The sequence below is a fragment of the Photorhabdus aballayi genome, from assembly GCF_026153155.1.
Taxonomy (GTDB): domain Bacteria; phylum Pseudomonadota; class Gammaproteobacteria; order Enterobacterales; family Enterobacteriaceae; genus Photorhabdus; species Photorhabdus luminescens.
Map to the genome: position 1 here is coordinate 106,402 of NZ_JAPFCD010000007.1, position 14,499 is coordinate 120,900.

The following is a 14,499-nucleotide window of genomic DNA, read 5'->3' on the forward strand; positions in this document are numbered from 1 at the left end:
TCTATGCAGCCTGATGCCTCTCGCAGGCTGATTACCGTCATTACCTTCAATCATCATCTCCCGATTCCATAGGAGGCTAGGATGTATGCTTTAACCAACTGCATTATCTACACCGGTCACAACAGACTAGATGAGCATGCCGTTATCATTGCAGACGGCTTAATTAAACAAATTTGCCCAACCCAAGAGTTACCTGAACATATTGAAAAACGTGATCTGAATGGTGCAATTCTTTCCCCCGGTTTTATTGATCTGCAAGTGAATGGCTGTGGTGGCGTTCAGTTCAGCGATCGGTTGGAAAACATTTCGGAAAAAACGCTGGATATCATGCAAAGAACTAATGAACGTTCTGGCTGCACCAGCTACTTACCCACTCTGATTACCAGCACAGACGAATTAATGATGGCCTCTGTTGAAGTCATGCGCACTTATCTTAAGCATAATCAGCATCAGGCTTTAGGCCTGCATCTGGAAGGACCTTATCTCAATCCAGTAAAGAAAGGCACTCATAATCCAGAACTTATCCGTAAACCTACATCTGAAATGATAAATTTTCTGTGCGATAACGCTGATGTCATCACTAAGTTGACCCTCGCACCAGAAATGGTTGAACAAAAATATATTCAGCAGTTGGTAGAGGCCGGTATTGTCGTTTCCGCCGGTCATTCAAATGCCAGTTATGAAGAAGCCCGGCAGGGATTCCAAAACGGGATTACTATCTCAACCCATCTTTATAATGCCATGCCAGCTATTTCGGGCCGTCAACCCGGCTTGATTGGCGCTATCTTTGATACACCTGAAATCTATGCTGGCATCATCGCTGACGGTTTACACGTTTCATGGCCAAATATTCGTAATACTAAGCGTTTGAAGAATGATAAATTAATTTTAGTAACCGATGCAGTGGCTCCAGCAGGACTCGATCCTACCACCTGTGAAATGGAACATTTCACCTTCGCAGGTAAGACCATATACTATCGCAACGGGTTATGTGTTGATCAAAACGGCGTCCTAAGTGGCTCCTCTCTCACTATGATCGATGCCGTTAAAAATAGCGTTGAACATGTTGGTATTGCACTAGATGAAACACTGAGGATGGCAACTCTCTACCCTGCCCGCGCAATTGGTGTTGATAAATATCTTGGCGCCATTGAAGCCGGGAAAATCGCTAACTTTAGTGTTTTCAGTCACGATTTTAAAATCCGCAAAACTATCGTTAACGGAAAAGAAACTGAACTTTAACGGACGAAATAGCTGATGAGTTATAACAACACACAAAAACAAATTGGTAATATTGACCTTGTAAAGCAACTTAACGGGGCCGTGGTATATCGGTTGATTGATCAGCAAGGGCCAATCTCTCGCATTCAAATTGCTGAGCAAAGTCAACTTGCGCCAGCCAGTGTGACTAAAATCACTCGTCAGTTACTCGAACGGGGCTTGATTAAAGAAGTCGATCAACAAGCGTCTACCGGAGGCCGCCGCGCCATTTCCATCGTTACAGAAAATCGTCACTTCCATACTATCGGTGTTCGTCTTGGCCGCCATGATGCTACTCTGGCTCTTTATGATATGAGTGGCAAAGCCTTGGTTGAAGAACATTATCCACTGCCTGAAGCGACTCAGCAAAAAGTTGAAAACCAACTCATCAACGCAATAGAAAATTTTATTCAACAAAATCAACCAAGGATCCGCGAACTCATCGCCATTTCAGTTATTCTGCCGGGATTAGTTGACCCAGATACTGGCATCGTCCGTTATATGCCTCATATTAAAGTGACTCACTGGACTCTGGTCGATAATTTGAAAAAGCATTTCAATATTACCTGTTTTGTTGGTCATGATATTCGCAGTTTGGCATTGGCTGAACACTATTTCGGCGCCACCCGTGATTGCGAAGACTCAATATTAGTACGTATCCATCGAGGTACTGGCGCCGGGGTGATTATCAATAACCAGATACTTCTCAATAATAGAGGAAATTTAGGTGAAATTGGTCATATCCAAATCGATCCACTCGGTGAACGCTGTCACTGCGGCAATTTTGGCTGTCTGGAAACTATCGCCGCTAACTCAGCAATAGAAGCGCGAGTTCAACATCAATTAAAGCAAGGTTTTCCAAGCCAGCTAACATTGAATAATTGCAATATCAGAGCTATCTGCCAAGCCGCTAATCAAAATGATCCATTAGCATCTGAAGTGATAAAAAGTGTCGGCCATTACCTCGGTAAAGCCATCGCTATCGCGATTAATTTATTTAATCCACAGAAGGTTGTTCTGGCGGGAGAAATTACTGAAGCTCAGAAAGTGCTTTTACCCGCTATTCAAAGTTGTATCAACTCTCAGGTCTTGAAAGAATTTCGTCAAGATCTGCCGATCGTTGTTTCTGAATTAGTTCACTGTTCTGCTATTGGCGCCTTCGCTCTGACTAAACGTGCTATGCTTAATGGTGTTCTGTTACAACACTTACTCGAAGGGTAACACCATTTTTTGTTGGTTTTGTCAGCAAAATGCTTATATGCCAAACAAACAAGCGACTTTAAGCAGATTTCGAGAAAAAAGCAGTTGACGCATTTAGCTGATATACGCATAATGCGCCCCGCAACGCCGATGAAGGTAATGCAAAAAAGATGGCTACGTAGCTCAGCTGGTTAGAGCACAGCACTCATAATGCTGGGGTCACAGGTTCGATTCCCGTCGTAGCCACCATCTTTGCGGGAGTGGCGAAATTGGTAGACGCACCAGATTTAGGTTCTGGCGCCGCAAGGTGTGCGAGTTCAAGTCTCGCCTCCCGCACCATTCATTCATCGAGTTGTCGTTATTCAGATGGGGTATCGCCAAGCGGTAAGGCACCAGGTTTTGATCCTGGCATTCCCAGGTTCGAATCCTGGTACCCCAGCCATAATCCTGATAACACAATTCTGACAACATGTTGTACAGTGACTACTTTCAGTTGGGGTATCGCCAAGCGGTAAGGCACCAGGTTTTGATCCTGGCATCCCCAGGTTCGAATCCTGGTACCCCAGCCATTAACTGAATGTTGTCCACTCAATGTTTTGTCGTGAATTTCTCGCATCAAAAAAGGCTACGTAGCTCAGCTGGTTAGAGCACAGCACTCATAATGCTGGGGTCACAGGTTCGATTCCCGTCGTAGCCACCATTCATTGGGGTATCGCCAAGCGGTAAGGCACTGGATTCTGATTCCAGCATTCCCAGGTTCGAATCCTGGTACCCCAGCCATATTTGTCAATGTGTTACTTTTCTCTCCTGTCAATTAACTGCATATTAAAAAAAGCAAATTATCCACGCCATAAATAGATTTACGACGTGCTTGTGATATTCACTATCAATTTATACGTTACAATCCCAGTGCATACTTAAGCGCCGCTTTTTTCATTACACCAGCCCGTTGAGCTGCCATCAGCGCCAGATTACGAGCGACTTTCAACCCAGGCAACTCATTACTGAACACGGTATAAAATAGATCCATTCCAGCTTGCATCATCAGATTATCCGGCATTCTGCGACGTTGATAACGCTTCAACACTTCCAATGAATCCCACTGCTCTGTTAATTCCCTCGCCCTTATCAAAACATTAAGCAAAGTATTCACATCCCGATAACCAAGATTTACTCCCTGTCCAGCCAGTGGATTAATGGTATGAGCTGCATCACCTAATAACACTAATCCTTCACGCACATAACTGTTAGCATGATGACGAACCAAAGGAAATGAACCGGCGGCAATAGGAGTCACTTTACCTAACCGAACGGGAAATGCCTGGAAAATCTCCTGCTCAAGTTGAGCCATTGACATTGCCTGTAATTGTCGTATGCGTGCCGGTTTGTCGTACCACACCAGCGAAGCCCATTGATCAAACAGTGGAAGAAACGCTCTTGGGCCAGAAGGAAAAAACTGCTGCCAGGTAATATCCTGCTGTGGCTGTTCTGTTTTTACCGTTATCAACATACAAGACTGTCTGTATTGCCAACCACGACTGCCAATTCCCGCCATTTGCCGAACCTGAGAACGAGCGCCATCAGCCCCGACAATCAAGCGGGTTGTTATTTCCGTTCCGTCAGCCAGAGTCACTAACCAACCCATTTTCTGCCGCTGCATTGATTGCAATGCTGCCGGGCATAGCAAAGTCAAATTGGGATATTTTTCAAACTGCCGCCACAGAGCCAATTGCAAAATACGGTTTTCAACCATATAGCCCAATTCAGGCAGCCCTAGACTTTGTGCATCAAACACCAAATTAGAATCATTCTGTTCCCAAGTCTCTAATGTTCGATACGGCGCACTGCGCATCTGTAATACCGCATCCCATGCGCCAAGCTGTTTGAACAAATCTACAGAAGCACAACTGATCGCCGACACACGTATATCAGGCTGACTCTGTGCATCATAAGATTGTGGTGGTTGATGATCCAATAAAGCAACCGTCCAACCTTCCTGTGCCAGCCCCAATGCTGTTGCAGCGCCGATCATGCCTGCGCCAACCACCACTACATCAAAAATCTGTTGTGAATTATTCATCTCAGTCATGCTATTAACCCATTGATTAGTACAGTGTACCGAATTTTTAATTCTCCGGTAGAGAATATCCTGTTTAACAGTCTGGTCACTGCTCCTGCAAATGACTACAATATCCGACAACTTTATGCCTAATACACAATTGCTTTTGCCGTGTAATAACACCTTTCAGCGCGGTAGAAAGCTCGGATGCACAAGAAAATGTCGACGATAAAAAAACTGTATATTAAAACTTGGGGCTGTCAGATGAATGAATATGATTCATCTAAAATGGCCGACCTGCTGGAAAGTACTCACGGTTATCAGTTAACCGATGTCGCCGAAGAAGCAGACATTTTGCTATTGAATACCTGTTCAATCCGCGAAAAAGCACAGGAAAAGGTTTTCCATCAATTAGGCCGCTGGAAAAACCTAAAAGATACTAATCCAGATATCATCATTGGAGTCGGTGGCTGCGTAGCCTCTCAGGAAGGGGATTTCATCCGTCAACGCGCTCAATGTGTAGATATTATTTTCGGGCCGCAAACATTGCACCGCTTACCTGAGATGATCAACCAGGTGAAAGGCACCCGCAGCCCGGTTGTTGATATCAGCTTCCCGGAAATCGAGAAATTTGACCGTCTACCCGAGCCGCGTGCTGAAGGTCCATCTGCATTCGTTTCCATTATGGAAGGCTGCAACAAATACTGTACTTTCTGTGTCGTACCTTATACCCGCGGAGAAGAAGTTAGCCGCCCATGTGATGATGTTCTATTTGAAATCGCGCAACTGGCCGCGCAAGGTGTACGTGAAGTTAATCTTCTCGGTCAGAACGTGAACGCTTATCGGGGCGCCACTTACGATGGCGATATCTGCTCTTTCGCTGAGTTAATTCGTTTAGTCGCCGCTATAGATGGTATTGACCGTATTCGCTTTACGACTAGCCACCCAATTGAGTTTACAGACGATATTATTGCTGTTTACGAAGATACGCCGGAATTGGTTAGCTTCCTACACCTACCGGTGCAAAGCGGCTCGGACCGTATTCTAACCTTGATGAAACGTGCACATACAGCTCTTGAATATAAAAGCATCATCCGCAAGCTGCGTAAAGCACGTCCCGAAATCTTGATAAGCTCTGACTTCATTATCGGATTCCCAGGTGAAACCCAAGATGACTTCGAGAAAACCATGAAACTGATCGCTGATGTCAATTTCGATATGAGCTACAGCTTCATCTATTCTGCTCGTCCGGGAACACCAGCAGCCGATCTACCTGATGATGTCAGCGAAGAAGAGAAGAAACAGCGTCTTTACCTGTTACAACAACGTATCAACCAACAAGCAATGAGCTATAGCCGTGCTATGTTGGGCAGTGTACAACGTATTCTGGTTGAAGGAACTTCCCGTAAGAATGTGATGGAACTTTCTGGCCGTACCGAAAACAATCGGGTTGTCAACTTTGAAGGCCAGCCTGATATGATTGGCAAATTCGTTGATGTTGAAATTGTTGATGTCTACGCCAACTCACTACGCGGTAAAGTTATCCGTACCGAAGATCAAATGGATCTTCGTACACACGAATCACCTGAGTCCGTTATAGCCCGTACCCGTAAAGAAGATGAAATCGGAGTCGGCACTTATCAGCCCTAAATATAGAGATAATCAGTGATTCAACAAATTCATTCACAAATAGCAACTCAGGAAATTTTCCTCGAACCCGCCGATAATCAGCGCCTAATGAGCCTGTGTGGTCCGTTTGATGACAATTTGAAGCAGCTTGAACGCCGGTTAGGTATTGAAATTAGCCGTCGTGATAACCGTTTTAAACTGATGGGCAAACCGCTGTGCGTTAGCGCAGCCACTAATATCCTACGGCATTTATATGCAGAAACCTCTCCTATCCGTGGTGTGATCCCTGATATCAAACCAGAACAGATTCATCTGGCAATTACCGAAAGTCGGGTTCTGGAGCAAACCGCCGAGAGCATACCCGAATACGGTAAAGCCGTTAACATTCGCACCAAACGTGGCATGGTGAAACCACGCACCCCCAATCAGGCACAATATATTGCTAATATTCTTAGCCATGATATTACGTTTGGGATTGGTCCTGCCGGCACGGGAAAAACTTACCTTGCCGTTGCTGCTGCGGTTGATGCACTGGAACGGCAGGAAATCCGCCGTATCCTGTTAACCCGTCCAGCGGTAGAAGCGGGCGAAAAATTGGGTTTTCTACCTGGCGACCTGAGCCAAAAAGTTGATCCGTACCTGCGCCCACTCTACGATGCCTTGTTTGAAATGCTAGGTTTTGAAAAAGTTGAGAAGCTGATCGAGCGTAACGTTATTGAAGTTGCCCCATTAGCTTATATGCGTGGACGAACCTTAAACGACGCTTTTATTATTCTGGATGAGAGCCAGAACACGACCATCGAACAGATGAAAATGTTCCTGACCCGTATCGGCTTCAACTCCAAAGCGGTTGTTACCGGTGACGTTACGCAGATCGACCTGCCTCGTGGGCAGAAATCCGGCCTACGCCATGCCATTGAAGTTCTATCAGGCGTCGGCGAGCTGAGTTTCAACTTTTTCCACAGTGATGATGTTGTCCGTCACCCGGTTGTTGCCAAAGTTGTCATTGCCTACGAAGAGTGGGAAGCAACTGAGCAAAAACGCAAACAGGCACTCAGTGAGCAACGCAAGCAGGAAGCACAATGAGTTCAGTAATACTTGATTTACAAATTGCTTGTGAACATTCACAAAGTCTTCCTGAAGAAACCCTGTTCCAGCGCTGGCTGGATGGGGTTTTACCTCAATTTCAATCTGAAAGTGAAGTCACTATCCGCATTGTTGATGAGGCAGAAAGCCACGATCTAAATCTGACCTACCGTGGTAAAGATAAACCAACAAATGTGTTATCTTTCCCATTTGAAGCACCACCAGAGGTTAATTTACCCCTGCTTGGCGATCTCATTATCTGTCGTCAGGTTGTTGAAAAAGAAGCGGAGGAGCAACAAAAAACCGTAGAAGAACATTGGGCGCATATGGTTATACACGGCTGTCTACATTTGCTGGGTTATGACCATATCGAAGATGATGAAGCTGAAGAAATGGAATCTTTGGAAACAGAAATTATGCAAGAGTTAGGTTATGCTGACCCCTACCTTGCAGAAAAAGAGTAACCATTCGTACCATTTTTATGCTAAAAAATACCAACAATAACTTAATTTAGTGGGAAATTTTCATTAAAACGCCATGAGCGACGACCATCCTTCAAGTAACGACAACCCTGGCCCTAAGAAAGGGTTTTTCACTCTTCTTCTTAACCAGCTTTTTCACGGTGAGCCAAAAAGCCGTGACGAGCTGGTGGAATTGATCCGTGACTCTGAACAAAACGATCTGATTGACCCTGATACCCGCGATATGCTCGAAGGGGTAATGGATATTTCCGATCAGCGTGTCCGGGATATCATGATCCCCCGTTCCCAAATCGTTACCTTAAAACGTAATCAAACTCTGGACGAATGTCTGGATGTAATTATCGATTCGGCTCACTCTCGTTTCCCTGTGATCAGTGAAGACAAAGATCATATTGAAGGGATGTTAATGGCAAAAGACCTATTGCCATTTATGCGTACCGATGCCCCACCATTCAGCATAGATAAAGTTCTGCGTCAGGCTGTCGTTGTACCTGAAAGTAAACGGGTTGACCGCATGCTGAAAGAATTCCGTTCTCAACGTTATCACATGGCAATTGTCATTGATGAGTTTGGTGGGGTATCGGGCCTAGTCACTATCGAAGATATTCTTGAACTGATCGTCGGTGAAATTGAAGACGAATATGATGAAGAAGAAGATGTCGATATTCGTACCTTGAGCCGTCATACCTATATGGTACGAGCGCTAACTCAGATTGAAGACTTTAATGAAGCCTTTAGCACCCAATTCAGCGATGAAGAAGTGGATACTATTGGCGGTCTGGTTATGCAGGCATTTGGTCATTTGCCCGCCAGAGGGGAATCCGTTGATATCAATGGTTATCTCTTTAAAGTGGCTATGGCCGATAGCCGAAGAATTATTCAGGTTTATGTTACGATACCGGATGATGCGCCAATACCTAACCTCGAAGAAGAATAAAATCTGAATGAACAAAGCTTCATTATTAAATTGCCAGCGGCTGCGCGCCCTACTGGCACTATTTTTTGGAGCCAGTGGAACACTGGCTTTTTCGCCTTTTGACTTCTGGCCTGCCGCTATTATCTCCCTGTTTGGACTACAACTTCTGACTTTGAACAGAACACCCCGACAAGCGGCATTTATTGCTTTTTGTTGGGGATTCGGTCTGTTTGGCAGTGGTACAAACTGGGTGTATGTCAGCATTGCCAATTTCGGCGGCATGCCAACTGCGGTCAATATTCTGCTGGTCATATTGCTTGCCGCCTATCTCTCGTTCTATCCTGCTTTATTCGCTGGCTTACTCAATCGTTTCTTCGCAAAAACGAACGGGGTGAGGCTGGCTGTAGCAGCACCTGCATTATGGCAACTCACCGAATTCCTGCGCGGCTGGATTCTGACCGGTTTTCCTTGGCTACAATTCGGCTATAGCCAATTAGACGGTCCAATGAAAGCCGTTGCGCCAATTTTGGGTGTTGAGGCCATCACTTTCCTGTTAATGGCTCTTAGCGGGTTATTCGTTTTGGCTGTCATACATCGGAAAATAGTCGCGGGTATTATTGCTGTCGCCATTCTGCTATTACCGTGGTCAATACGCCATTATCAGTGGTACAACCTACTGCCTGAAAAAACAGTTGATGTCGCGCTAGTTCAGGGAAATATTCCACAATCCCTGAAATGGGACCCTAACATGCTTAGCAAAACTATGGACATCTACATGGGCAACAGCCTGCCATACATCGGCAAAATACCGATAATCATCTGGCCTGAGTCCGCCATTCCTTCATTGGAAAATTATCAACGCCACTTTCTAACAAAATTGGATGAGCTGTTACGTAATCAACATACCAGCCTTATTACCGGTATTGTCGATGAAAGAGCCGTTGGCGACAGTGATAAGATCTATAACAGTGTGATTGTCCTTGGCGATAAAAAACCTTATCAATATCCGGCAGCTATTCGCTACGATAAATATCATCTGGTACCATTTGGTGAATTTGTTCCGCTGGAATCTCTACTCCGTCCTCTGGCGCCATTCTTCAACTTACCTATGTCTTCATTCAGCCGTGGCAACTACATTCAACCACAGCTTTCTGTTGCAGGATATAACCTGACCACCGCTATTTGTTATGAAATTATACTGGGTGAACAGGTTCGTGCGAATTTCAAACCGGATACTGAATTCTTACTCACTGTTTCCAATGATGCTTGGTTTGGTGGTTCAATTGGCCCCTGGCAACATTTCCAAATGGCACGCATGCGTTCCCTCGAATTAGGACGCCCATTATTACGTAGTACCAATAACGGTATTACAGCCGTTATCAGCCCGGACGGAGAAGTGCAAGCAGCACTCCCTCAATTTACCCGTAATGTTTTGGCAGCTAAAGTGACCCCCGCAACCGGGATAACACCCTATGCTCGCTGGGGTAACTGGCCGGTATGGATAATTACCGTATTATTTGCCCTGTTTGCCTTAACATATAACCGCCGTAAATCTTGAACCAGATATCTATATAGTCAAAAGGGAGCGAAACGGCTCCCTTGCACTACGCAGAAACAGATTAACTTTTAATCCATTTTCCATCCCATTGATAGAAAAACAAAGGAGTAACAAGTTATGCAAGCAAAACGTCTGCAACCATCGGAAATTTCACCAGAGCTTTATAACGCTGTCGTAAAAGTCGATGAATTAACTTACCAATCCACCCTCGGTAAAGCACTCATCGAACTCGTCAAAGTCAGAGTTTCCCAAATCAATGGCTGTGCCTTTTGCCTTAATATGCATGCCAAAGCTGCCCGCAAAGCCGGAAATAGCGAACAAAAACTCTACCTCCTGAGTGCCTGGAAAGAAGCAACTATTTTTACATCACGGGAACGTGCGGCGTTAGGCTGGACAGAAGTTTTATCTCGAATTGCCGAAACTGGGGCAGAAGATGAATATTACACCCCGTTATTAGCAGAATTTGATGAAAAAGAGATTGTCGATTTAACACTGTTAATCGGGCTTATTAACCTATGGAATCGTCTGGCAATTGGTATGAAATATACTCTGCCAAATTCTACCACTGACCTAACCTAAGAAATTCAGCAAGGTTAATTACTAACGATAATTAACCTTGCTAATCCTCAATAACTGATATCACTCTTATGTTATGCAAATAACTTACTTAAACAACTTAATGGGTACTAAATTTTACCCTCCTTTATTATTTTGGCATGCTAATTGCTGCTATATCTATGAATGAAAAGGAAAATAGCTGTTTCACTAACCAAAAATGGGAAAACGCACTAAAAAAATGATAATCACGCACCTTTGTTGTGCAAGATAAACAACATTGTTCATTTATAGTGCGAGACAGCTCCCGAAATAGAAACAATTCATTTTCATTACCTAACCCTTTTGTACTATTTTTTAACACTATATATACATATAACAGCAAATGATCCTCGATTAAAAACAAATCACAGAGAGACTTTTGCAAACACAACATCGCAAACGATAGCCACATTAAAGGAGTTGTATATGCGTATGCGTAACCTAGTATTAACCATGATGTTACTTGGCATGGCGGGGGCTGTTCAGGCCGAAGAATTAACGGGAACACTGAAAAAGATTAAAGATGATGGCGTGATCATTGTGGGGCACCGTGAATCTTCCGTACCTTTTGCTTACTACGATAATCATCAAAAAGTCGTCGGCTACTCTCAGGATTACTCTAATCTGATTGTTGAAGCAGTGAAGAAGAAACTGGACATGCCAAATCTGCAAGTAAAATTGATACCCGTGACTTCTCAAAATCGTATCCCACTGTTGCAAAATGGGACTTATGATTTCGAATGCGGTTCCACTACCAACAACCTTGAACGCCAAAAACAAGTCACTTTCTCAAACTCTATCTTTATTGTTAATACACGTTTGCTGACTAAAAAAAGTTCCGGTATAAAAGATTTCCCTGATTTAGCAGGTAAAAATGTCGTTGTCTCAGCAGGTACCACTTCTGAAATATTGCTGAATAAACTCAACGATGAAAAAAACATGAAAATGCGCATCATCAGTGCAAAAGATCATGGTGACTCATTCCGTACTCTGGAATCTGGCCGTGCCATCGCCTTTATGGTGGACGATGCTCTGCTAGCAGGTGAACGCGCCAAAGCGAAAAAACCTGATCAGTGGGAAATTGTTGGCACGCCTCAGTCTAGAGAAGCCTATGGTTGTATCTCACGCAAAGACGATCTTCAATTCAAGAAACTGATCGATGAAACCATCGTTCAGGCGCAGACCTCTGGAGAGGCGGAGAAATCATTTGAGCACTGGTTCAAACACCCGATTCCGCCTAAGAATCTAAACCTGAACTTCTCTTTGTCTGATGAAATGAAAGCACTATTTAAATCGCCAAATGATAAGGCGCTTGACTAGAAATATAATTAAAAAAATGACTATTTGATTGGCATCACAGGGTGCGAGGTGGTCGTTCCCTACCTCGCTTTTTTTTCTCAGCCAATCAGTCGTTTTCAGGGGATCAAGCTACCCCCTCACAGGGAGTATTATTATGTCAATCGATTGGAATTGGGGCATCTTTTTGCAAGCTGCCCCCTTCGGCAATACAACTTATCTAGGCTGGTTGATAGCTGGATTTCAGGTGACGATTGCCTTGTCTATCTGCGCCTGGATTATCGCTTTTATTGTCGGCTCGCTGTTCGGCATTTTACGCACTGTTCCCAATAAAATATTATCCGGGATAGGTACCTGTTATGTTGAGCTCTTTCGTAACATACCGCTGATAGTTCAATTTTTTATCTGGTATCTGGTTGTACCTGAATTACTGCCAGAAAAAACCAGTCAGTGGTTTAAAACTGAACTGGACCCTAATATCCAATTTTTTCTCTCATCCACGGTCTGCTTAGGTCTTTTCACCGCTGCACGCGTGTGCGAGCAGGTTCGTGCCGCCATACAATCACTACCGCGCGGCCAGAAATCGGCAGGGCTGGCAATGGGGCTAACCTTGCCACAAACCTATCGCTATGTCCTATTACCCAATGCCTATCGAGTGATCATTCCACCCATGACGTCAGAAATGATGAATCTGGTAAAAAACTCCGCCATCGCCTCCACTATTGGCTTGGTAGATATGGCAGCACAGGCAGGTAAGCTACTTGATTACTCGGCACATGCTTATGAAACATTTACGGCCATTACACTGGCCTATATCGCAATCAATCTGGTGATTATGCTTGCCATGCACTTGCTTGAGAAAAAAGTACGTTTACCGGGTAATATTGGAGGTCAATAAATGTACGAGTTTGACTGGAGTTCGATTGTCCCCAGTATCCCATTTCTGCTACAAGGCTTAGTCATTACAGCAAAAATCACGATTATTGCTGTTGTTGTCGGTATTCTCTGGGGAACTGTACTGGCCGTTATGCGGCTCTCTTCGGTAAAAGTACTGAGCTGGTTTGCCACTTTATATGTCAATCTATTCCGTTCTGTGCCACTGGTTATGGTACTGTTATGGTTCTACCTGATTGTGCCTAGTCTGGTGCAGAATGTTCTGGGGATTTCTCCGAAAACAGATATTCGTTTAATTTCAGCTATGGTTGCATTCGCCTTTTTCGAAGCAGCTTACTATTCAGAAATTATCCGGGCGGGAATTCAGAGTATCTCCCGTGGGCAATCTTCGGCAGCACTGGCATTGGGTATGACGCCAATGCAAAGTATGAGACTGGTTATTCTGCCTCAAGCATTCCGTGCGATGACTCCGCTGTTACTGACACAGGGGATCGTACTGTTTCAAGACACCTCATTGGTGTATGTGCTCAGTCTGGCGGACTTTTTCCGTACTGCGGCAAATATCGGTGAGCGTGATGGCACTCAGGTCGAAATGATCCTATTTGCTGGTTTGGTTTATTTTATTATTAGTATTGCCGCATCTATGCTGGTTAACTATTTGAAGAAAAGGACTGTTTGATGATCTCCCTGAAAAATGTATCCAAGTGGTATGGCCAATTTCAGGTTCTCTCCGACTGCTCAACTGAAGTTAAAAAAGGTGAAGTCGTTGTAGTCTGTGGCCCATCTGGCTCAGGCAAATCCACCCTGATAAAAACGGTTAATGGTCTGGAATCCATCCAACAGGGTGAAATTCTGGTTAATGACATTAAAGTTAATGACAAAAACACCAATCTGGCGCAACTACGTTCAAAAGTCGGCATGGTGTTCCAGCATTTTGAACTGTTCCCCCATCTATCCATCATTGAGAATTTAACTCTAGCGCAGATTAAAGTGCTTAATCGTGATAAAAAAGCGGCAGAAGAAAAAGGATTAAAATTACTTGAACGCGTTGGGCTTGCCAGTCAAGCGAATAAATTCCCGTCTCAACTTTCCGGTGGTCAGCAACAACGTGTAGCAATCGCCCGAGCCCTTTGTATGGACCCAATTGCCATGCTATTTGATGAACCCACTTCCGCACTCGACCCTGAAATGATCAATGAAGTGCTTGATGTCATGGTTAAACTGGCAGACGAAGGGATGACCATGATGGTTGTTACTCACGAAATGGGCTTCGCCCGTAAAGTAGCCAACCGAGTTATCTTTATGGACGAAGGCAAAATTGTTGAAGATAGCAAGAAAGAAGATTTCTTTGCGAATCCAAAATCAGATCGCGCCAAAGAATTTCTAGCTAAAATTCTTCATTAGCCTCATTTCATCACCGGTGGTGACACCCGTCGCCACCGGATTTTCCCTCAGAACCACTGTTTCTTATATATCAAATCAGATATGCTATGCCGATCTCATATTTTACCAACTAAATGAT

13 protein-coding genes and 6 tRNA genes are annotated in these 14,499 nt (G+C 44.3%); 18 read left to right on the plus strand and 1 reads right to left on the minus strand.

Translation table 11 applies throughout. The features are described 5' to 3' along the window. Nucleotides 1-81 precede the first annotated feature (81 nt). The 8 genes from nagA to OO184_RS06085 all read left to right on the plus strand — a co-directional run bounded on the left by nagA (nucleotide 82) and on the right by OO184_RS06085 (nucleotide 3,240). On the plus strand, nucleotides 82-1,242 hold the full coding sequence (nagA, locus tag OO184_RS06050) for an N-acetylglucosamine-6-phosphate deacetylase (RefSeq protein WP_265378403.1): 1,161 nt from the start codon (nucleotides 82-84) through the stop codon (nucleotides 1,240-1,242). 15 nt (nucleotides 1,243-1,257) lie between these two features. Further along, nucleotides 1,258-2,481 (plus strand): DNA-binding transcriptional regulator NagC, encoded by a 1,224-nt coding sequence (gene nagC, locus OO184_RS06055; RefSeq protein ID WP_265378404.1) that lies wholly within the window; start codon nucleotides 1,258-1,260, stop codon nucleotides 2,479-2,481. Nucleotides 2,482-2,632: 151 nt separating this feature from the next. Next, nucleotides 2,633-2,709: transfer RNA gene (locus OO184_RS06060), tRNA-Met, on the plus strand. A gap of 5 nt (nucleotides 2,710-2,714) precedes the next feature. Beyond that, nucleotides 2,715-2,799 (plus strand) — tRNA-Leu (locus tag OO184_RS06065). Nucleotides 2,800-2,827: 28 nt separating this feature from the next. Then, nucleotides 2,828-2,902 (plus strand) — tRNA-Gln (locus OO184_RS06070). 52 nt (nucleotides 2,903-2,954) lie between these two features. After that, a tRNA-Gln gene (locus tag OO184_RS06075) sits at nucleotides 2,955-3,029 on the plus strand. A 54-nt stretch (nucleotides 3,030-3,083) separates the two neighbouring features. Next, a tRNA-Met gene (locus OO184_RS06080) sits at nucleotides 3,084-3,160 on the plus strand. 5 nt (nucleotides 3,161-3,165) lie between these two features. Beyond that, a tRNA-Gln gene (locus tag OO184_RS06085) sits at nucleotides 3,166-3,240 on the plus strand. Between the two features lie 118 nt (nucleotides 3,241-3,358). On the opposite strand, the gene ubiF is transcribed toward OO184_RS06085, so the two are convergent. Beyond that, entirely contained in the window at nucleotides 3,359-4,540 is a 1,182-nt protein-coding gene (gene ubiF / locus OO184_RS06090; protein ID WP_265378433.1) for a 3-demethoxyubiquinol 3-hydroxylase, read from the minus strand. A gap of 198 nt (nucleotides 4,541-4,738) precedes the next feature. Between ubiF and miaB the strand changes: the two genes are divergently transcribed. The 10 genes from miaB (at nucleotide 4,739) to OO184_RS06140 (ending at nucleotide 14,381) form a co-directional block, all read left to right on the plus strand. Beyond that, nucleotides 4,739-6,169, plus strand: coding sequence for a tRNA (N6-isopentenyl adenosine(37)-C2)-methylthiotransferase MiaB (gene miaB / locus OO184_RS06095; RefSeq protein ID WP_265378434.1), 1,431 nt, complete (start codon nucleotides 4,739-4,741; stop codon nucleotides 6,167-6,169). An 87-nt stretch (nucleotides 6,170-6,256) separates the two neighbouring features. After that, nucleotides 6,257-7,234: a PhoH family protein gene (locus tag OO184_RS06100; protein WP_265378435.1), complete on the plus strand. Its 978-nt coding sequence runs from the start codon at nucleotides 6,257-6,259 to the stop codon at nucleotides 7,232-7,234. Next, nucleotides 7,231-7,698, plus strand: a complete 468-nt coding sequence (gene ybeY, locus OO184_RS06105) for an rRNA maturation RNase YbeY (protein ID WP_265378405.1) — start codon at nucleotides 7,231-7,233, stop codon at nucleotides 7,696-7,698. The genes OO184_RS06100 and ybeY overlap by 4 nt, the downstream gene beginning before the upstream one ends. 73 nt (nucleotides 7,699-7,771) lie before the next feature. Beyond that, complete coding sequence (gene corC / locus OO184_RS06110) at nucleotides 7,772-8,653, plus strand: CNNM family magnesium/cobalt transport protein CorC (protein ID WP_265378406.1); 882 nt, start codon at nucleotides 7,772-7,774, stop codon at nucleotides 8,651-8,653. Nucleotides 8,654-8,660: 7 nt separating this feature from the next. Then, nucleotides 8,661-10,190, plus strand: a complete 1,530-nt coding sequence (gene lnt, locus OO184_RS06115; RefSeq protein WP_265378407.1) for an apolipoprotein N-acyltransferase — start codon at nucleotides 8,661-8,663, stop codon at nucleotides 10,188-10,190. Nucleotides 10,191-10,307: 117 nt separating this feature from the next. Further along, nucleotides 10,308-10,769 carry a carboxymuconolactone decarboxylase family protein gene (locus OO184_RS06120; protein WP_265378408.1) on the plus strand — a complete coding sequence of 154 codons (462 nt, stop codon included), beginning with the start codon at nucleotides 10,308-10,310 and terminating at the stop codon, nucleotides 10,767-10,769. 444 nt (nucleotides 10,770-11,213) lie between these two features. Further along, nucleotides 11,214-12,107, plus strand: a complete 894-nt coding sequence (locus OO184_RS06125) for an amino acid ABC transporter substrate-binding protein (RefSeq protein ID WP_265378409.1) — start codon at nucleotides 11,214-11,216, stop codon at nucleotides 12,105-12,107. 133 nt (nucleotides 12,108-12,240) lie between these two features. Then, nucleotides 12,241-12,981, plus strand: a complete 741-nt coding sequence (locus OO184_RS06130) for an amino acid ABC transporter permease (RefSeq protein ID WP_049583628.1) — start codon at nucleotides 12,241-12,243, stop codon at nucleotides 12,979-12,981. Next, entirely contained in the window at nucleotides 12,982-13,656 is a 675-nt protein-coding gene (gene gltK, locus OO184_RS06135; protein WP_139656181.1) for a glutamate/aspartate ABC transporter permease GltK, read from the plus strand. It abuts the gene before it with no gap. Further along, nucleotides 13,656-14,381, plus strand: coding sequence for an amino acid ABC transporter ATP-binding protein (locus tag OO184_RS06140; protein ID WP_049583630.1), 726 nt, complete (start codon nucleotides 13,656-13,658; stop codon nucleotides 14,379-14,381). The genes gltK and OO184_RS06140 overlap by 1 nt, the downstream gene beginning before the upstream one ends. Nucleotides 14,382-14,499 lie beyond the last annotated feature (118 nt).

Excerpts from the sequence above, each read along its gene's own strand:
- nagA (WP_265378403.1), top strand. The coding sequence starts at position 82 with ATGTATGCTTTAACCAACTGCATTATCTACACCGGTCACAACAGACTA.
- nagC (WP_265378404.1), top strand. The coding sequence starts at position 1,258 with ATGAGTTATAACAACACACAAAAACAAATTGGTAATATTGACCTTGTA.
- ubiF (WP_265378433.1), bottom strand. The coding sequence starts at position 4,540 with ATGAATAATTCACAACAGATTTTTGATGTAGTGGTGGTTGGCGCAGGC.
- miaB (WP_265378434.1), top strand. The coding sequence starts at position 4,739 with ATGTCGACGATAAAAAAACTGTATATTAAAACTTGGGGCTGTCAGATG.
- OO184_RS06100 (WP_265378435.1), top strand. The coding sequence starts at position 6,257 with ATGAGCCTGTGTGGTCCGTTTGATGACAATTTGAAGCAGCTTGAACGC.
- ybeY (WP_265378405.1), top strand. The coding sequence starts at position 7,231 with ATGAGTTCAGTAATACTTGATTTACAAATTGCTTGTGAACATTCACAA.
- corC (WP_265378406.1), top strand. The coding sequence starts at position 7,772 with ATGAGCGACGACCATCCTTCAAGTAACGACAACCCTGGCCCTAAGAAA.
- lnt (WP_265378407.1), top strand. The coding sequence starts at position 8,661 with ATGAACAAAGCTTCATTATTAAATTGCCAGCGGCTGCGCGCCCTACTG.
- OO184_RS06120 (WP_265378408.1), top strand. The coding sequence starts at position 10,308 with ATGCAAGCAAAACGTCTGCAACCATCGGAAATTTCACCAGAGCTTTAT.
- OO184_RS06125 (WP_265378409.1), top strand. The coding sequence starts at position 11,214 with ATGCGTATGCGTAACCTAGTATTAACCATGATGTTACTTGGCATGGCG.
- OO184_RS06130 (WP_049583628.1), top strand. The coding sequence starts at position 12,241 with ATGTCAATCGATTGGAATTGGGGCATCTTTTTGCAAGCTGCCCCCTTC.
- gltK (WP_139656181.1), top strand. The coding sequence starts at position 12,982 with ATGTACGAGTTTGACTGGAGTTCGATTGTCCCCAGTATCCCATTTCTG.
- OO184_RS06140 (WP_049583630.1), top strand. The coding sequence starts at position 13,656 with ATGATCTCCCTGAAAAATGTATCCAAGTGGTATGGCCAATTTCAGGTT.